The following is an 18,176-nucleotide window of genomic DNA, read 5'->3' on the forward strand; positions in this document are numbered from 1 at the left end:
TTCACCCGTCGGATCGCACTAGGATGGGTGTGTTCTCGATCACCGCCAACCACCACTGGCTGGAGCGAGCTGAATGGACTACGACCTCGTGATCATCGGCGCTGGGCCCACCGGGCTGTTCGCCGCCTACTACGCGGGATTCCGCGGCCTTTCCATGGCTGTGGTGGATTCCCTGCCGGAGCCAGGCGGCCAGGTCACCGCGATGTACCCCGAGAAGATGATCTACGACGTGGGCGGCTTCGCGGCCGTCCGCGGCCGTGACCTGGTGCAGGGTCTCGTCGCCCAGGCCGCGCCGTGGAACCCGGCGTACCTGCTGGGCCGCAAGGCCGAGAAGCTGGAAACAGCGGGAGACCGCGTCGAGCTGACCCTCGACGGTGGCGACGTGCTGAGCGCTGGAGCCGTGCTGATCACGGCCGGGATCGGCGAGTTCACGCCCCGCCCGTTGCCCGCGGGCGACGGCTGGCTGGGCCGCGGGATGGTGCACTTCGTGCCGTCGCTGCAGGTCCACGCCGGGCAGCACGTGGTCGTGGTCGGCGGCGGCGACTCGGCGTTCGACTGGTGCCTGGCGCTGCACCCGGTGGCGGCCAGCGTGACGCTGGTGCACCGGCGCGGGAAGTTCCGCGCGGCCGAGTCGATCGTGCGGCAGGTGCGGGAGCTGGGCGTGCCGCTGGTCACCGATGCCGAGGTGACGCGGTTCGTCGCGTCCCCTTCGGGCGAACTGCAGGGTGTCGAGGTGTCGGTGAAGGGTGGCGAGGACCTGACGCTGCCCGCCAACGCCGTGGTCGCCGCGCTGGGGTTCACGGCCGATCTGGGGCCGATCGAGAGCTGGGGCCTGGAGATCGACCACCGCGCCATCGCGGTCGACTCGACGATGGCGACGGCCCGCCCGCGCGTGTACGCGGCCGGGGACGTGGCTCACTACCCGGGCAAGGTGAAGCTCATCGCCACGGGCTTCGGCGAAGCGGCGACGGCGGTGAACAACATCGCGGTGGCTCTCGACCCGGAGGCGCACCTGTTCCCGGGCCACTCCAGCAACGCCGAGTGACTCAGCCGGTCTTCGACGAGATCCACGGTGCGTACGCGACCACCGAGGTGTAGATCGACGGGGCCGTCGCGCACGTCGGGGAGCCGTTGCCGGGGCGGCTGGTCACCCCGATGAGCGTCCAGTGGTCGCCGTCTCGGGTGAGTTCGGGGCCGCCCGAGTCGCCGTAGCAGGAGCCGGCCTTGCCGGAGGGGTTGTCGGTGCAGAGCTCGGTCGTGCCGTCGAAGGACGACGTGCACTTGGTGCCCTCGACGAGGTGCGTGTCGAGCTGCTGCAACGTCGGCACGGGGTCGCCGCAGCCGGACGTGGCGCAGGTCTGGCCCCAGCCCAGCACGCGGGTCGGGGTGCCCGGCGCGGCGGCGGCTCCGACGGCGATCGGCGCCGTCTTCGCGGGCGCGGCGAGGCGGACGAGCGCGATGTCGCCCGTCTGCGTCGAGGCGTTGAAGTGCGGGTTGAGCACGATTTCAGCCGACTGGACCGTTTCGCCGCCGGACGCGTTTTCGTTGGTGCCCAAGCGGAACGTGAGCGTCGCCGGGTCCTTTCCGGACACGCAGTGGGCGGCGGTGACCACCCACGTGGGGGCGATCAGCGAGCCGGCGCAGAAGAGCGTGCCCGATTCGGTGTGCATCGACACCGTGAACGGGTAGGGCTCGTCCGCGCCGGTCCCCCCGACGATGGCCGGCCCGGCGGACGCGCTGCCGGCGGTGAGCGCCGTTGCGGTCAATGCCACTGCGGCTACGAACGTGAGCAGCAGCGCGAACAACCGCTTGGGCACCTGGCGACTCCTAGTGGTCCGGATGAGCGGGTCAGGGCAGGGGCGGGACGACGTCTTCGTCCTCGCGTACGTCGAGGTTGCCGTCGAAGTTCACGGACGAGTAGGCCCGCAGCTTCTCCAGCCGGTGGTAACCGTCGATCATTCTGACGGTGCCGGACTTGGACCGCATCACGATCGACTGCGTCGTGGCGCCGCCGGCGCGATAGTGCACGCCGCGCAGCAGGTCGCCGTCGGTGACGCCGGTGGCGCAGAAAAAGACGTTGTCGCCGCGCACGAGGTCGTCGTTGGTGAGCACGCGGTCGAGGTCGTGGCCGGCGGCCAGGGCCTTCTCGCGCTCGACCTCGTCCTTCGGCCACAGCCGGCCCTGCAGCTCACCGCCGAGGCACTTCATCGCGCACGCGGCGATGATGCCTTCCGGCGTGCCGCCGATGCCGATCAACATGTCGACACCGGTCGTCGGGCGGGCCGCGGCGATGGCGCCCGCGACGTCGCCGTCGGAGATGAACCGGATGCGCGCGCCCGCTTCCCGGATCTCCTTGATGATCTGCTCGTGGCGCGGCCGGTCGAGCACGCACACGGTCACGTCGCCGACGCTCGAGTTCTTGGCCTTCGCCACGCGGCGGATGTTCTCCGCGATCGGCGCGGCCAGGTCCACCTTGCCCGCGGCGTCGGGCCCGACGGCCAGCTTCTCCATGTAGAACACGGCCGACGGGTCGAACATCGCCCCGCGTTCGGCCACGGCCAGCACGGCCAGCGCGTTGGGCATGCCCTTGGCCATCAAGGTGGTGCCGTCGACGGGGTCGACCGCGACGTCGCAGTCGGGACCGTCGCCGTTGCCCACCTCCTCGCCGTTGAACAGCATGGGGGCTTCGTCCTTCTCGCCTTCCCCGATCACGACCACACCACGCATCGAGACGGTGGAGACGAGCTGGCGCATCGCGTCGACGGCGGCTCCGTCGCCCCCGATCTTGTCGCCGCGGCCGACCCAGCGGCCGGCGGCCATCGCCGCGGCTTCGGTCACGCGGACCAGCTCCATGGCGAGGTTGCGGTCGGGTGCTTCGCGACGTGGGTCACTGGCGGTGCTCATGCGGGCCTCCCGGATCGCGGAATTCGGCGGGAGAACAGTGTCTCAGATGATCGCGTCACCTGAACGATTCAGGCGCGCATGGTGCACATCACTGTGCGTCGTCGGAGTTCTCCACGGACGCCAGCGCGGCCTCGATCCGCTCGCGCGCGCCCTCCAGGTGGCGTTCGCAGACCTTGGCGAGCTCTTCGCCCTTTTCCCACAACGCCAGCGACTGTTCCAGGCTGAGTCCGCCGGCTTCGAGCTCCCTGACCACCTCGACCAGCCGGTCGCGCGCCTGCTCGTAACCGAGTCCGGCGGTTTCGCTGCCTGCTTCGCTCACGCTCGACGCTCTCCGATGTTCCGATGCACAGGGCTGTCCGGCCACAGTACCGCGCTGAATCTCGTCCGGCGCTGTCACGACCGGTGATCGACCCGGTGCCGCCCGCCGGTTCGCGGGGGTGGCGGGGTCGGCGGTGGGGTGCGGTCCTGTTCGCGGCAGACGAGGGCGCTGGCCATCGCGTTGTCGTAGCCGACGAAGGCGAGGGCGAACTCCTGGCCGTCGCCGTCCGCGATCGCGTCCTCGAGGGTTTCCTGGGCGCCCGCCACGCGGCGGCGGTGGTCGGCGCCCTCGGCGAACCACCAGCGGGTGCCGACGTGGACGGACGTGGCCTCGGACAGGCGGCGCAGCTGGGGGCCGAGCTGGCGGCGGGCGGCGGTGCCGCAGCCGGCGAGCAGGGCGGTCCAGCATTCGCTGGCGGCGCTGTCGGTGACGCGCGCCTGGCGGAGCAGGGCGCGGGCGTCGAGGCGGGCGGCGGCGTCGACGGTGAGCGGGAGGAACGCCGGTGCCCTGGTGGTCACGGCCCGTCTCCTTCCTGGCTGGACGCTGACTCCGCGACGGCGTGGATCGCCCCGTCGGCGATCCGCACTCGCAGGCGTGCGCCGTCTTCGATCTGGGAGACGGAGCGCAGCACCTGGAGGTTGCCTGAGTCGTCGGTGAATTGCACGACGGCGTAGCCGCGGGCCATCGTCGCGGCCGGACCGAGGGCGGTCAGCCGGCCGCGCGCGCCGGCGATCTCGGCCTGGTCCTTGGCGAGCAGGCCGAGCATGGCGCGCCGGCCGCGTTCGCGGTGCATCTCGACGTCGTCGAGGCGGCGCTGGATCGGCCCGAGCGGGTCGGCGAGCGACGGGCGGCTGCGCAGCTGCGTGAGCAGGCGCGTCTGCGTGTCGACCCAGCCGTGCAGCGCGCGGCGGCCGCGGTCGCGCATCTGGCGCACGCGGGCGGTCTCCTCGCGGACGTCGGGCACGATGCGCTTGCTCGCGTCCGTCGGCGTGGAGCAGCGCAGGTCGGCGACGTGGTCCAGCAACGGCGTGTCCGGCTCGTGCCCGATGGCGCTCACCACCGGCGTGCCCGCGGATGCGACGGCCCGGCACAGCGCCTCGTCGGAGAACGGCAGCAGGTCCTCCACGCTGCCGCCGCCGCGGGCGATCACGATCACGTCCACCTCCGGATCTTTGTCCAATGTGGACAGAGCGCGGAGGATTTGCGGCACGGCCTGCGGGCCCTGCACGGCCGTGTTCACGACCTTGAACAGCACGTGCGGCCAGCGGGCCTGCGCGTTGACGAGCACGTCTCGCTCCGCCGCCGACGCGCGGCCCGTGATCAGGCCGATGCCTTGGGGCAGAAAGGGAATCGGGCGTTTGCGCTCGGGCGAGAACAGACCTTCGGCCGCCAGCAGCTTGCGCAGCCGCTCGATGCGCGCCAGCAGCTCGCCGATGCCGACGGCGCGGATCTCGTCGGCGCGCAGGCTGAGGGTGCCGCGGCCGAAGAAGAACGACGGCTTCGCGTGCACCACCACGCGGTCGCCTTCGCGCAGCGGCGTCGCGAGCTCGCGCACCAGCCACGTCGGCGCGGTCACGGACATCGAGACGTCGGCCGACGGGTCGCGCAGCGTCAGGAACGCCGTCTGCGTGCCGGGGCGCGCGTTGATCTGCGTGACCTGGCCCTCCACCCACACGGCGCCGAGGCGGTGGATCCAGTCGCCGATCTTGCGCGCGACGGTGCGGACGGGCCAGGGGTTCTCGGCGCTGGTCGAGGGGTCGCTGCTCACTGGCCTTCCGCGTCGTCGCCCTGCCGGCCCGCTTCTTCTTCCGCCTTGCGCGCGTTGCCGATGCGCCGCGCGAGCATGCCGACGAACGACGCGCGGTCGGCGTTGGCCTTCTCGTAGTCGAGGATCTCCTCGAGCTGCGGCACGGTCAGGCGGCGCAGACGGGCGCGCAGCTGGGGCAGGGTGAGATCGTCGTAGCCGGCCAGGCCCGCGGGGCCGCCGGCGCTGTCGTTCTCGCCGTCGGCGTGGTCCTCGGCCAGCGCGCGCTCTTCCTGCGTCCACGGGTCGTCGGCGTCGGCCGTGTCCGTCAGCCCGGGCAGGTTCGGGCGGTGGCCGTTGGCCTGCGGCTCGGGCAGGTCGTCGACGGGCACCAGCGTGGGACGCGTCGGCAAGTCGGGCTCGACGTCCTCGTCGAACGTCGCCCAGCTCGGGGTGTCCTCGACCGGGCGCAGGCCGGACAGCGCGTCGTCGCCCTTGATCGCCAGCTCGGTGACGTGTTGCTGGACACGCATGGACAGCTGGAGGACCTGGCTGACGACGGTCACGGGCAGGCCGGTGATCTGCTTCGGGAGCTCACGAACCCGCTCGGCGGTGGTGACGGCGAGGCCCGCGGCGACCCGGAGGGGGAGCGGGAGTGGCTTCATGCCGTCTAGCGTGCCGTATCCGTGCCATCCTGCCCAACCGAACGGGTGGGTTGGGGCACACGACGTGACTCCCGGCACAGCCCGGATGGCCGCCGGCGTCATCCGAAAGAGGACTTCGAAGCCGGTACGGCACAGCCCGTACCCTGGGGGCATGACTTCTGCGAGTCCCGGAACCGAGCCCGCCGGTACCCCGACGATCTCCCAGTCCGGCGCCGCCAAACGCGTGTTGCTCGCGAAGCCGCGCGGCTACTGCGCCGGCGTGGACCGCGCGGTGATCGCCGTGGAGAAGGCGCTGGAGCTCTACGGCGCGCCCGTCTACGTGCGCAAGGAGATCGTCCACAACCGCCACGTGGTCGACACGCTGCGCGAACGCGGCGCGATCTTCGTGGACGAGACGTCGGAGGTGCCCGAGGGCGCTTTGGTCGTGTTCTCGGCCCACGGTGTTTCGCCCGCGGTGCACGCCGAGGCGGCCGACCGCAACCTCCGCACCATCGACGCGACCTGCCCGCTGGTGACGAAGGTGCACAAAGAGGTCAACCGCTTCGCCAAGGACGACTACGACATCCTGCTGATCGGCCACGAAGGGCACGAAGAGGTCGAGGGCACCGCGGGAGAGGCCCCCGACAAGGTGCAGCTCGTGGACAAGGCCGAGGACGTCGACAAGGTTGACGTGCGCGACCCGTCCAAGGTGATCTGGCTCTCCCAGACCACCCTTTCGGTCGACGAGACGATGGAACGCGTCGACCAGCTCCGCGAACGCTTCCCCGGCCTGGCCGACCCGCCGAGCGACGACATCTGCTACGCCACCACCAACCGCCAGGTGGCCGTGAAGGCCATGGCGGCGGAGTGCGACCTGGTGCTGGTGGTGGGCTCGACGAACTCCTCGAACTCCAAGCGCCTCGTCGAGGTCGCCCTCAAGGCGGGCGCGCGGTCGTCGTACCTGATCGACTTCGCTTCGGAGGTCGACGAGGCCTGGCTCTCGGGGGTGTCGACGGTCGGGGTCACGTCGGGTGCGTCGGTGCCGGACGTACTGGTGATGGACCTGCTGGCGTGGCTGGCCGAGCGCGGTTACGGACAGGTCGACGAAGTGACGACGGCGAACGAGAAGATCGCGTTCGCGTTGCCGAAGGAGCTTCGGAAGGCTGCCAAGTCGGAGTCCTGACGGGGGATTTGGCTTTGAGGCCGCGGTGGTCGCCGGATTTGTCGGCGGGCACCGCGGCTTTTTCGTTTGGCGGTGCCGGTCAGTGGGGCGGCGGTGGTTTGGTTGTGGCGACGTGGTGGGTTTGGGCGGGGCTGGTGTGGTGTAGGCGCGCTTGTTGTTGCTGCTGTGGCTGAGGCGTGGTTTTTGAGGCTGATTGGCGTTTGAGGTGTGGTTGCGGTGGTTTGGTTGCGGCGACGTGGTGAGTTCGGGTCGGGCTGGCGTGGAGCGGGCCGCTTCTCGTGACTGCTCCAGCTTGAGCCGGGTGCTTGCCCCGGTCATGGGCGTTGTGGATTGGGGTTCTGGCGCTGTCGAGCCGCTCGTCGCGGGGACCGGCCTTGCGGTTGCCGCGGGCTGAACCTGAAGGGCGCGGCGTGCGCTCACCGGCATGGCCGCGGGCGGGCCGTGGTGTTGGGGGTGCCGTTGCTTGCTGTGCCTTCCTGCGGCTGCGTGTTGGTCGCCGGTGGACTTTCGTTGGGCTGCGATGCACGAAGGCCGCCGATCCGGGGTGGATCGGCGGCCTTCGGCGTGGTCCGGGGCCTTGAGCCCGGGCTGTCAACGAGGTCGGGTCAGGACTCGTCGTCCCAGGGGCGCGGCCGGCGCGGCGGTTCGCGGCGCGGGGGACGCGGACGGCCGGGCGGAGGTTCGTCGGCGCGGGGGCGGCGGCGGGGCGGGGGCGCGTCGCCGCGGGGGTCGCGGCGACGGGGGTCGCCTTCGGGCGGGCGGGGGCGGCGGCCGTCAGGCGGGGGCTTGCGTGCACCGCGGGGGGCGGGGTCGCCGGGTTCGCGGCGCGGGCGGGCGCCGGGCTCCGCGGGCGGGCGCGGGTGGCGCGGGGGCGGGCCGTCGAGGTCGCGGTCGCGCGACGGGCGGCGCGCGCCGGCGGGCGGCGGAGCCTGACCGGCGCCGGCCGGACGGCCCGAGCCCGGCGGGCGCGTGCGCGGGCGAGCGGGCGGCTCGTCGCCGTCGTCGCGGTCGCGGGGCGGCCTGCCGTCCTTGAGCTTCACCGGGGCGCCGGGGTCGCGTTCGCGGAAGATGCGGAAGAATCCGAACAGCAGCGTGACCCCGGTGGTGATCGCCATCGTGGGGAAGCCGTTGATCAGCGGCGTGCCGATGTTGAGCAGCTTCGACAGGGTGTCGCTGCCCGAACTGGACCCGCCGGTCACGAGCACCACGCCGGGCACCGTGACGGCCAGCACCAGCGGCGGCTGCACCATCGGTCCGAACAGAGCGCGTCTCTGCACCGCGCCCACCGCGAGCACGGCGCCCAGGAAGTAGCCCGCCTTGAAAATGAAGTCGAGGCTGCCCCTGGTCTTCTCGTCGATGATGGCGCCCAGCACGGCCAGGCCGAAGCCCACGAGGACAGCCGCCCACCAAGGCAGGCCGCGCCTCTCGCCGACGACGAGACGCTCGTCCCAGGGCACGGTGGCGTCTTCGGCATCAGGATCGCTCTGGCGATCGCGTATCGCGGTCACGAGGCAACACCGTAGCCGTTACTTGTCACGATCTTGCTGCCACTGCCGAAGACCGCCCTGACCAGCCACCCGGCAGCGTGACGTGAGTTGCCGGCGGCCGGAACACGTAGTGTCCCGCGGCCCGTTGCGCCGCACACCGCGCCCGGCCCGTGGTCTGGTCACCTGACCAGCGGATACAGCCTAGTGGTCTGGTCCGGACGGCCGGCCCGTCTCCACGCGGACGCCAGTCGCCGCTTCACGCGCCGGCTACCGCGGTCGTGGCAGCGGAACGTTCCCGCTCCCCGGAAACCTCACAGCGACGGAACCAAACCCCGGGCAGCGCACCTGCCCCATTGACCCCGAACCGGCCACGACCAGCACACACCGTGACGAGCCGTGCGGCCCCAGCCGTCGACGTTCAGCTGCCGCGACCAAGAGCGACGCCGGACAGGCTGTCGCTGTCTCGGCTTGCCACCGCCTCGGCGCGCTGTTCGTACGTCCGAGCCGACGCCGACGCCGGGCTACCGGCCGAGTGCGCCGGCACGATCACGGGCGCAGTAGATCGTCGGCAACCGCCCGGCCAGGCTGCCCGGCGAAGGGCGAAGAGGCCCGGTTTTCACCTTGGCGTGGCTCGGCTCCTTCCGTGCGTCTGGCACCGGCGATGAGCTGCCGGGCACGTCCGTCGGGCACTACAGGGTGCGTGGGTTTCGACCGCCGGGGCAGTAATCGTCGGCGACCGTCCGGGCGCGCTGTCCGGCGAAGGGGCGGAGAGGCGTCGGCCTGACTTTGGCGTTGGCTTGGCTCCTTCCGTGCGTCCGGCACCGGTGATGAGCTGCCGGCCGCGTCTGTCGGGCACTGCAGGGTGCGCAGGTTGGGCCACCAGAGCAGCAGGCCATCAGCCACGCGCACCAGGCGCGCTGTCCGGTAAGCACCGCGTAGGCGCCGGCCTAGCCGTGCTGGCTCGGCTCCCTTCCCATAGTCCGGTTTGTCCGTCCGGCACGATGCCGAGCGTCTCCGAGGTGGCTGCTGCGGGTCGTGCGAGCCCAGCCGTCGGCTGTCACCTCCGGCTGAAGGCACGGCGAGGAGCTGCCGGCCGCGTCCGTCAGAGCGCAGTGAGTCGAGCGGGCGAGACCACTAGACCATCGGCCCCCACCCGGGCAGAACTGTCCGGCGAAAGGCCGCGAACGAGCCCGCCTCAGCTGGCTGCCAACTCATCCCCCTTCCGTACCTCCGGCACCGGTGACGGGCTCCCCGACGCGTCCGTCAGGGGCGCCACCGTCGCGCGGAAGCTCTCCAGCGCCTCCAGCTCCCGCCGCCGTGCGGACAGGAAACGCTGCAGGTGCGTGCTCGTCAGGTTCAGCGCCTCGACCGCGTTCCCCGCCGAACGGTGAGCGGCTGCCGCCCCGGCCCGGACCTGCTCGACGTCCTCCACCAGTGCCCGGTCGCTCGCCGCGAACAGGGCAGCCGACGCCAGGACCCCGAAGCCCGTCGGTCCACACAGGAACACCCGGCGGTCGATCAGCCAGCGCAGCAGCTCCGGATCGGTGTCGAGCGCGGCGACCACCGCCGCGTCGGACGGGACGAACATGATCGTGCCGTAGATCGCGTCGGCCCAGCGCTGGTAGCCCTTGCCGGCGAGCTCGGCCGCACGGGAACGGATCTGGCGCACGTGGGCGCGCAGCGCGTCGAGCCGTTCCTCGGGATCGTCGGTCTCCACGGCTTCGGCCCAGATCGCCATGCTGGCCTTCGCGTCGACGGGCACAGTGCGGCCGCCGCCCACGCGCAGCACCATGTCCGGCTTCACGCTGCCACCGCCGGCCAGGTCGGTCTGCAGAGTGAAGTGCAGCTCTTCGCGCAAGCCCAACGCGCGCGCGGTCTCAACCAGCACCTGCTCACCGAGCTCACCACGGCCGCTGATCGACGCGAACGCCACCTCGTACCGCCGCAACGCCAGCTGCTGCTGGTCGTTCTTCGCGCGCTCGGCCGCCACGAGCCGCGCCGCCGCGTCGGCCCGGCGCATGCCGTCGCCGTAGAGCCGCCACAGCAGCGCGACCGCGACGCACAGGAGCAGCGCGAGCACGACGGCCGCGGTCGTGATCACCGTCTCCACCCGAGTCTCCTTTCCCTGCCCGATCAACCGGACCAGTCGGAACGGCTGGTGCCGAGCGACGCGGACATCATGGCGGACCGCACCGACAAAAACCGGGCCGCTCGGTCGCGCTGTGTTAGCTGACCAGCGCTTTCGCCGGTTCGGCGGTCGGCGTGTCCACCAGGGCCCGAAAGGGTTCGTACACACGTTCGAGTGGCTCTCCGGCGAGTCTCCGCGGTTTCGTCGTGATCGCCTCTTACCGTGGTTGCCGTGAGACTCCTCCACACCTCCGACTGGCACGTCGGCCGCACGTTCCACGGCGCCGACCTGCTCGCCGAGCAGGAGGCCGTCCTCACTCACCTCGCCGAGCTCGTGACGAGCGAGCGCGTCGACGTTGTGGTGGTCGCAGGCGACATCTACGACCGCGCGGTCCCCTCGGCCGAAGCGGTCCGAGTCGCCACCAAGGCCATGAGCCGCATCCGCCAGGCCGGCGCACAGCTCGTGATCACACCCGGCAACCACGACTCCGCGGCTCGGCTGGGCGCCTTCGCGGACTTCGCGGCCGCCGGCGGTCTGCACCTGCGCGCCACCGTCGCGGGCCTCGCCGAACCCGTGCTGCTGAACGACGAACACGGTGACGTCGCGATCTACGGCATCCCGTACCTCGAACCCGAGCCGTCACGGCACGCCCTCGGCGTACCGGAAGCGCGCGGACACACCGGCGTGCTCACCGAAGCCATGCGCCGCGTACGCGAAGACCTTGCCGCGCGGCCGGAAACGCGGTCGGTGGTCCTGGCCCACGCGTTCGTCACGGGCGGCGCGAGCAGCGAATCCGAACGCACCATCGCCGTCGGCGGCGTCGAGCAGGTGCCCGGTGACGTCTTCGACGGCGTCGACTACGTGGCGCTCGGCCACCTCCACGGCCCGCAGACCCTCGCCGAGCACCTCCGCTACTCCGGCAGCCCGCTGGCCTACTCGTTTTCCGAGGCACACCAACGGAAATCGGTATGGCTCGTCGACCTCGACGCGGCCGGGCTCGCCGAGGTCCGCCGCCACGAACTGCCCGTGCCGCGCCCGCTCGCGACGCTGCGCGGCGAGCTGCAGGAGCTGCTGGACGCGCCGGAACACGAGGAATGGCGCGACCACTTCCTGTCGGTCACGGTCACCGACCGCGTGCGTCCGGTCGACGGGATGCGCCGCCTGCGCGAGCGGTTCCCGTACGCCGTGCACCTGGACTGGGAGCCCGAAGGCGGGCTCGCCGGCGCGCAGCTGAAGTACGCCGACGCCGTCCGCGGGCGCACCGACATCGAGATCGCCCGCAGCTTCCTCGACGACTGCCGCGGCGCGCTCCCCACGGAAACCGAGGAACGGCTGGTGTTCCTCGCGCTCGAAGCGGCCAACCGGGCGGCGGTGGCGAAACTGTGAGGCTGCACCTGCTGGAGGTCGAGGCGTTCGGTCCGTACGCGGGCCGCGAGGTGGTCGATTTCGATGCGCTCGGCGCCGACGGCCTCTTCCTCCTGCACGGCGACACCGGCGCCGGCAAGACCACGCTGCTCGACGCCATCGCGTTCGCGCTGTTCGGCGTGGTCCCGGGCGCGCGCGGTGACGTGAAGCGGCTGCGGTGCGACGTCGCCGCGCCCGAGCAGCTCACCGAGGTCGTGCTGGAGCTGACGGTGCAGCGCCAGCGGCTGCGGATCGTGCGCAGCCCGGAGTACCAGCGCGCCAAGAAACGCGGCGACGGGTTCACCACGCAGCAGGCGAAGGTGTCGCTGACCTGGGTCGGCGAGCCGCCGGCCGGGCTGCCGCCCGACGGGATCATCCGGATCGACGAGGTCGCGCGAACCGTCGAGCGGCTGCTGGGGATGACGGCCGCGCAGTTCTTCCAGGTCGTGTTGTTGCCGCAGGGAGAGTTCGCGAAGTTCCTGCGCTCCGACACCACCGAGCGCGAGAAGCTGCTGGAGCGGCTCTTCGGGACCGAGCGCTTCTCCGACGTCGAGCGCTGGTTCGCCGACTTGCGCGCCGAACGTGGGCGGGCGCTGGAAAAGCGGCAGCAGGAGCTGCGGGAGCTCGTCGCGCGCTACGCCCAGGAAGCGCAGCAGGAGCCGCCGGAAGAAGACCAGGCGGAGTGGGTCGACGCCGTGCTCGCGGAGGTCGCCGCCCGAGCGGAGGCGGCGGAAACCGAAGCGGCACAAGCACGTTCGGCCGCGACCAAGGCCGAGACCACGCTGCGGGAAGCGGAGGAGGACGCCGACCGCATCCGCCGCGTCCGCACCGCGCACACGCGGCTCGCGCAGATCGCCGAGACCGCGGGCGAACGCGCGGAGTGGACCGAGGAGATCGCGGCCGCGCGGCGGGCGTCGGCGGTGGTGCCCGAGGTCGAGCTGCTGGAACGTCGGGCTTCGGAGCTGGGCGACGCGCAGCTCGCCGAGGCCGACCACACGCGCGCCTTGGCCGAACTGGGTTTCGACTCCGTCGGCCTTGCGTCGGCGGACCTGCGCGAGCGCGCCGGATCGCTGCGCGAGGAGGCCGGCGCGCTCGCCGAACTGGTCGCGGAGGCCGAGCAGCAGCGCGTGGACACCGAGCGCCGCGACGAGCGGAAGGTGGCGGCCGGTGCGGCGGCCGAGCGCGTCACCGAGTTGCAGACGCGGCTGGCGGAGCTGCCGGAGCGGCTCACCGCGCTGCGGGGCGAAGCGGCGTCGGCGGCTGAAGCGGCGGCGAAGCTGGATGGTGCGAAGGCCCGCGTCGACGAGCTGACCACCTTCGCGCGCGCGGCCGCGGAGCTGCCGGAGGCCGTTGCGAAGGTCGGGCGTGGTGAGGCGAAGCTGCGTGAGGTCGTGGACGCGCATCAGGCGGCTCGTCAGCATCGACTTGACCTGCGGGAACGTCGGCTGGAAGGCATGGCCGCCGAGCTGGCCGCGAGCCTGGCCGACGGCGCGCCGTGCCCGGTGTGCGGGTCGGCGGAGCATCCGGCGCCGGCGCGGCACGGGGCTGAGCTCGTAGCCCCTGAGGAGGAACGGGCCGCGGAGGAGTCGGAGCAGAAGGCCGGCGCCCTGCGGCAACGCGTGGTGTCCGCGCTGGAGGAGGCGAAGGCGCGGCTGGACGCGCTGCGCGAGCGGCTGGGTGAGCGGACGGCCGAGTCCGTGGCCGCGGAGCTGGCGGAGGCTCGGGCCGGCGTGGGCGCGCTCTCCGAGCAGGCCGCGCGGAAGGACCAGCTCGCCCGGCACGTCGTCAAGCTGGAGCAGGAAGCCGACCAGCTGGCGGAGCAACGGCGCCGGGCCGACCAGGCCGTCACGGAGGCACAGGCCGAGGTCCGTGCCCTGGAGGAACGGCTGGCCGAACGCTCGCAGCGGCTGCTCGAAGGGCGTGGTGAGTTCCCCGACGTCGCCGCGCGCCGGCGGCACCTGCTCACGTTGGCGGGGGCGTTGGATTCCGTCGCGGAGGCGCGCACGGCCGTGGTCGGTGCGGAGTCCCGCCTCGCCGAGCAACACGGCCTGGTCGAAATCTCCCTGCACGCCAAGGGTTTCGCCACTCTGGAGGAGATGCGTGGCGCGGTCCGTTCCGACGAGCAGGTCACGAAGCTCGAACAAGGCCTCGCCGAAGCCGATGCGACGGCCGCGGGGGCGCGGGAGCTGCTGGCACAGCCCGAGCTGTTCGGCATCTCGCCCGACGACGTAGTGGAGGTCGCGCCACTGGCCGAAGTGGCGAAGGCCGCGCGCGAGCGGGCGGAGACGGCGTTCGCGGCGCTGAAATCCGTGGCGGCGCAGCACGGCGAGCTGAAGAAGCTGGCCGCGCGGATGGGCAAGGCGCTCGCGGAATTCGCTCCCGTCGAGGCCGAATACAACGAGCTGCGCGCACTGTCCGAAGTGGTCAATGGTCGCGGCCAGAACTCGCGCAAGATGTCGCTGCGTTCGTACGTGCTCGCCGCGCGGCTGGAGGAGGTCGCGCTCGCGGCCACCGCTCGCCTGCGCACCATGAGCCAGGGCCGCTACTCGTTCGTGCACTCCGACGCGGCCGGCGCACGCGGCACCCGCGGCGGCCTCGGCCTCGACGTGCTCGACGACTACTCCGGGGCCGTCCGCCCCGCGAAGACCCTCTCGGGCGGCGAGTCGTTCCTCGCGTCGCTCTCGCTGGCGCTCGGCCTGGCCGACGTCGTCGCCGGCGAAACCGGCGGTGCGCTGCTCGACACCCTGTTCGTCGACGAGGGTTTCGGCACCCTCGATGCCGAAACCCTCGACGTCGTGATGAACATCCTCGACGAGCTGCGCGCCGGCGGCCGGGTCGTCGGCCTCGTCTCGCACGTCGAAGAACTCCGCCAACGCATCCCGACCCGCCTGCGCGTGCACAAGTCCCGCACCGGCTCACGGATCGAGCTCCGCACGGCGTAAGGCTCAGCGCGAGACGTGGGCCAACGCCGCCGTGCGGAGGGCCGTGGGGCTGCCGCCGAGAGGGCGGCGTGCCTGCTCCGGCAGCTTCGTTCGTGAGCGGCCAACGGCGACGTCAGCTGCGGCCGAAGAAGCCGATGGCGCCGTCCGCCGTGGCGACAGGGGGCCGAAGCAAGCTAGCGGTCGTGAGTTGGCTGCGAGGGCGGCGTACTCGGAGTAACTCAGGCAGCTGCTTCATGCGTCAGCAGCCAGCGCTTCGCGTCCGTGCCCCAGCGGAAGTTGCCGACCGCACCGCCGGTGCGGACCACGCGGTGGCAGGGCACGAAGAGGGCGGCAGCATTGCGGGCGCAGGCCGAGGCGGCGGCGCGGATAGCCGTGGGGCTGCCCGAGAGCGTGGCGTACTCGGCGTAGCTCACCGGGCTGCCCGGCGGGACCTTGCGCAGCATGTCCCAAGCGTGCTGGCGGAAGGCACCGGAGCGTTGGCGCACCTCGATGTCGTCGACGGCATCCAGCTCGCCCGCGTGGTAGCGGCGTACGGCGGTCGTGACGGGGCCCAGGTCGCGGCGCCGGGTGAGCGTCGCCGGGGCCAGTGCCGGGGAGATGAGCGGGGTCAGCTCCGCGACGTCGGCGGTCCAGCCGGAGGCGAGGACGGCGCCGTCGCCCGTGACCACGGCGGTGAAGGGGCCGATCTTGGTGTCCACACTGGACCAGAAGGCGGTGCTCACGAGAGGTTCTCCTCAGGGTCGAAGGTCTGCAGGTAACAGGTGGCGTACGAGCTCCACGGCCGCCAGCCGCGGGCCGCGCCGGGTAGGTCGAGGCCGAGGGCGGCGGCAGAGCGGCGGACAGCGGGGTCGGTGGTGACCAGGACGTCGGGGGCGCCGAGCACGCGCATCAGGACGTAGTCGGCGTCGATGCCGAACGAGAGCAACTCCGCCCGCAGCTCACCCGGATCCCGGCCGATGTGCGGGTCGAGGCTACCGTCCGCCAATGCCGCGGCGACGGTCTTGACGTGCGGTTTCACGTTGGCGGCGGCCACGACCCCGGGTTCCGGGAAGAGCGTGGTCAGGGTGTCCATCGGCGGCTCGCGGGGCGGAACCCGGGCGCCGAGCGCGGCGACGGAGGCGGCGGCCGAGCCGAGTACGGCGCGCAGGACCAGCTCCGGCCCGTCGACCGCGCCGGGCACGCGCAGCCCCGGCACCTTCGTAACCAGCGGCGCGAGCACCGGATCCGCGCCGAGGACACGCGCGACGGCCTCGGGGTCCGCGTCGAGGTCGAGCAGCCGCCGGACGCGGGAGACCGCGCTGCCGAGGTCGCGCAGGTCGGTCAACGCCAGGTCGCACCGGACATGGTCCGGTTGCGGCGATAGCCAGACCAGGCCGGGGCCGTGGGAAAGCCGTAGCGTGCGGCCGTATCCGGTGATGCCGTCGGCGCTCTCCTCGGCGGCCTCGACCCCCGGCAACGCGTGCGACGCGTGGTAACGCAGCACGCCCTGCGCGTCGAACGGCGCGCGGAACGGCAGGCGCAGGCTCAGCCGCGTCGAGCCGGTGGGTTCAGCGCGGCGGCCGCGACGCAGTGAAGCCGCGCGAAGCTGCGAAGGCGTCGTCGCGAAGACCTCGCGGATCGTCTCGTTGAATTGCCGGATGCTGGAGAAGCCGGCGGCGAACGCGACGTCGGTGAGGGGCAGCGCCGAGAGCTCGATCAGCAGCCGCGCGGAGTGCGCGCGGTGGGCGCGGGCGAGCGCGAGGGGGCCGGCGCCCAGCTCGGCGGTGAGGACGCGGCCGAGCTGGCGTTCCGAGTAGCCGAGCCGCCGCGCCAGGCCGGGCACGCCTTCGCGCTCGACCAAGCCGTCGGAGATCAGGCGCATGGCGCGGGCAGCCAGGTCGGCGCGCACGTTCCAGTCGGGCGAACCCGGCACGGCGTCGGGCAGGCAGCGCCGGCACGCGCGGAAGCCGCTCGCCTGGGCGGCGGCAGACGTGGGGAAGAACCGCACGTTCTGGGCCTTCGGTGTGATCGCCGGGCAGGACGGGCGGCAGTAGATGCCGGTGGTGCGCACGGCCATGATGAACTGGCCGTCGAACCGCTGGTCGCGGGCGGTGACGGCCCGGTAGCAGCGCTCGGTGTCGCGCCAGAGGGGGGCGGTCAGAGTGGCCATGAGGTCGATGGTGCCAGCAGGTCGCGGGCTTGGCTGGCGGGAATCCGACACGGCGTTACCGGGTCGGCCGGGGCGTTTGCCGGGCACGTAGACTCAACTGTCGTGAGTCTGACCCTCGGTATCGTCGGCCTGCCCAACGTCGGCAAGTCCACCCTGTTCAACGCGCTGACGCGCAACGACGTGCTCGCCGCGAACTACCCCTTCGCGACGATCGAGTCCAACGTCGGCGTCGTCCCGCTGCCGGACCCGCGCCTCGACAAGCTGGCGGAGATGTACAGCTCGGAGAAGATCGTGCCGGCTGTCGTGTCCTTTGTGGACATCGCGGGCATCGTGAAGGGTGCGTCCGAGGGTGCCGGACTGGGCAACAAGTTCCTCGCGAACATCCGCGAGGCCAACGCGATCTGCCAGGTCATCCGCGTGTTCGACGACCCGGACGTGGTCCACGTCGACGGCCGCATCGATCCGTCGAGCGACATCGAGACCATCAACACCGAGCTGATCCTCGCCGACCTGCAGACGCTCGACAAGGCCCTGCCGCGCCTCGAGAAGGAGGCGCGCACCAAGAAGGAGGCGCGCCCGGCGCTGGAGAACGCGCAGCGCGCCAAGGAAATCCTCGACGCGGGCCGCACGCTGTTCCAGGCACAGAAGGAAGTGGACTTCGAGTCGCTGCGCGAGCTGAGCCTGCTGACGACGAAGCCGTTCCTGTACGTCTTCAACGCCGACGAGGGCGTGCTGACGGATTCCGGCCGGCGCGAGGAACTGGAGAAGCTCGTCGCCCCCGCCGACGCCGTCTTCCTCGACGCGAAGGTCGAATCCGAGCTGCTGGAACTCGACGATGAGGAGTCCGTGCGCGAGCTGCTGGAGTCCGTGGGCCAGGCCGAGCCGGGCCTCAACGCCCTCGCCCGCGCCGGCTTCCACACCCTGGGCCTGCAGACCTACCTCACCGCGGGCCCGAAGGAATCGCGCGCCTGGACGATCCCCCAGGGCGCCACCGCCCCCCAAGCCGCCGGCGTCATCCACACGGACTTCGAGCGCGGCTTCATCAAGGCGGAGATCGTGTCGTACACCGATTTGATGGAGGCCGGCTCGATGGCCGCTGCGCGCGCCGCGGGGAAGGTGCGCATGGAGGGCAAGGATTATCTGATGGCGGACGGGGATGTGGTGGAGTTCAGGTTCAACGTCTGAGCCTTGCTCGCGGTCGTGGGCTCGGCGGATGACCGACGAACTGGCTGTCGCTCTCCAAGAGCACCACGCGATGCCATTTCCTGCTCC

At 71.9% G+C, this 18,176-nt stretch carries 15 protein-coding genes; 5 read left to right on the forward strand and 10 right to left on the reverse strand.

What is annotated here, in order from left to right; translation table 11 throughout:
- Nucleotides 1–73 precede the first annotated feature (73 nt).
- The gene (locus AB0F91_RS03135; RefSeq protein ID WP_360594263.1) at nt 74–1,045 is read left to right on the forward strand and encodes an NAD(P)/FAD-dependent oxidoreductase; all 972 of its coding nucleotides are present in this window, start codon (nt 74–76) and stop codon (nt 1,043–1,045) included.
- A gap of 1 nt (nt 1,046) precedes the next feature.
- Here AB0F91_RS03135 and AB0F91_RS03140 read toward each other — a convergent pair whose 3' ends face one another.
- The 6 genes from AB0F91_RS03140 to AB0F91_RS03165 form a co-directional block, all read right to left on the reverse strand.
- The gene (locus AB0F91_RS03140) at nt 1,047–1,772 is read right to left on the reverse strand and encodes a serine protease (protein WP_360595126.1); all 726 of its coding nucleotides are present in this window, start codon (nt 1,770–1,772) and stop codon (nt 1,047–1,049) included.
- 76 nt (nt 1,773–1,848) lie between these two features.
- The gene (gene glpX, locus AB0F91_RS03145) at nt 1,849–2,904 is read right to left on the reverse strand and encodes a class II fructose-bisphosphatase (protein ID WP_360594265.1); all 1,056 of its coding nucleotides are present in this window, start codon (nt 2,902–2,904) and stop codon (nt 1,849–1,851) included.
- 88 nt (nt 2,905–2,992) lie between these two features.
- On the reverse strand, nt 2,993–3,223 hold the full coding sequence (locus AB0F91_RS03150; RefSeq protein WP_220244087.1) for an exodeoxyribonuclease VII small subunit: 231 nt from the start codon (nt 3,221–3,223) through the stop codon (nt 2,993–2,995).
- Nucleotides 3,224–3,297: 74 nt separating this feature from the next.
- Nucleotides 3,298–3,741, reverse strand: a complete 444-nt coding sequence (locus tag AB0F91_RS03155; RefSeq protein WP_360594266.1) for a hypothetical protein — start codon at nt 3,739–3,741, stop codon at nt 3,298–3,300.
- Entirely contained in the window at nt 3,738–4,991 is a 1,254-nt protein-coding gene (gene xseA / locus AB0F91_RS03160; protein WP_360594268.1) for an exodeoxyribonuclease VII large subunit, read from the reverse strand. The genes AB0F91_RS03155 and xseA overlap by 4 nt, the downstream gene beginning before the upstream one ends.
- A complete protein-coding gene (locus AB0F91_RS03165; protein ID WP_360594270.1) occupies nt 4,988–5,632 on the reverse strand; it encodes a lipid droplet-associated protein in 645 nt (214 codons plus the stop codon). Before AB0F91_RS03165 ends, xseA begins: the two co-directional genes overlap by 4 nt.
- Nucleotides 5,633–5,783: 151 nt before the next feature.
- Here AB0F91_RS03165 and AB0F91_RS03170 point away from each other — a divergent pair, with 151 nt between their 5' ends.
- A complete protein-coding gene (locus AB0F91_RS03170; protein ID WP_360594271.1) occupies nt 5,784–6,794 on the forward strand; it encodes a 4-hydroxy-3-methylbut-2-enyl diphosphate reductase in 1,011 nt (336 codons plus the stop codon).
- Between the two features lie 605 nt (nt 6,795–7,399).
- Here the strand turns inward: AB0F91_RS03170 and AB0F91_RS03175 are convergent.
- Complete coding sequence (locus AB0F91_RS03175; protein ID WP_360594273.1) at nt 7,400–8,302, reverse strand: DUF6542 domain-containing protein; 903 nt, start codon at nt 8,300–8,302, stop codon at nt 7,400–7,402.
- A 1,174-nt stretch (nt 8,303–9,476) separates the two neighbouring features.
- Nucleotides 9,477–10,391 carry a DNA recombination protein RmuC gene (locus AB0F91_RS03180; RefSeq protein WP_285972587.1) on the reverse strand — a complete coding sequence of 305 codons (915 nt, stop codon included), beginning with the start codon at nt 10,389–10,391 and terminating at the stop codon, nt 9,477–9,479.
- A 249-nt stretch (nt 10,392–10,640) separates the two neighbouring features.
- Here AB0F91_RS03180 and AB0F91_RS03185 point away from each other — a divergent pair, with 249 nt between their 5' ends.
- Nucleotides 10,641–11,795 carry an exonuclease SbcCD subunit D C-terminal domain-containing protein gene (locus AB0F91_RS03185; RefSeq protein WP_360594275.1) on the forward strand — a complete coding sequence of 385 codons (1,155 nt, stop codon included), beginning with the start codon at nt 10,641–10,643 and terminating at the stop codon, nt 11,793–11,795.
- The gene (locus tag AB0F91_RS03190; RefSeq protein ID WP_360594277.1) at nt 11,792–14,755 is read left to right on the forward strand and encodes an SMC family ATPase; all 2,964 of its coding nucleotides are present in this window, start codon (nt 11,792–11,794) and stop codon (nt 14,753–14,755) included. Before AB0F91_RS03185 ends, AB0F91_RS03190 begins: the two co-directional genes overlap by 4 nt.
- A gap of 218 nt (nt 14,756–14,973) precedes the next feature.
- Here the strand turns inward: AB0F91_RS03190 and AB0F91_RS03195 are convergent, their stop codons facing one another.
- Nucleotides 14,974–15,477, reverse strand: coding sequence for a methylated-DNA--[protein]-cysteine S-methyltransferase (locus AB0F91_RS03195; RefSeq protein WP_360594279.1), 504 nt, complete (start codon nt 15,475–15,477; stop codon nt 14,974–14,976).
- Nucleotides 15,474–16,904, reverse strand: coding sequence for an AlkA N-terminal domain-containing protein (locus AB0F91_RS03200; RefSeq protein WP_360594281.1), 1,431 nt, complete (start codon nt 16,902–16,904; stop codon nt 15,474–15,476). Before AB0F91_RS03200 ends, AB0F91_RS03195 begins: the two co-directional genes overlap by 4 nt.
- A 102-nt stretch (nt 16,905–17,006) precedes the next feature.
- Here AB0F91_RS03200 and ychF point away from each other — a divergent pair, with 102 nt between their 5' ends.
- The gene (gene ychF / locus AB0F91_RS03205; protein WP_360594282.1) at nt 17,007–18,089 is read left to right on the forward strand and encodes a redox-regulated ATPase YchF; all 1,083 of its coding nucleotides are present in this window, start codon (nt 17,007–17,009) and stop codon (nt 18,087–18,089) included.
- The last annotated feature ends 87 nt before the right edge of the window (nt 18,090–18,176 follow it).

The sequence above is a fragment of the Amycolatopsis sp. NPDC023774 genome (genome assembly GCF_040639695.1).
Taxonomy (GTDB): Bacteria; Actinomycetota; Actinomycetes; order Mycobacteriales; family Pseudonocardiaceae; genus Amycolatopsis.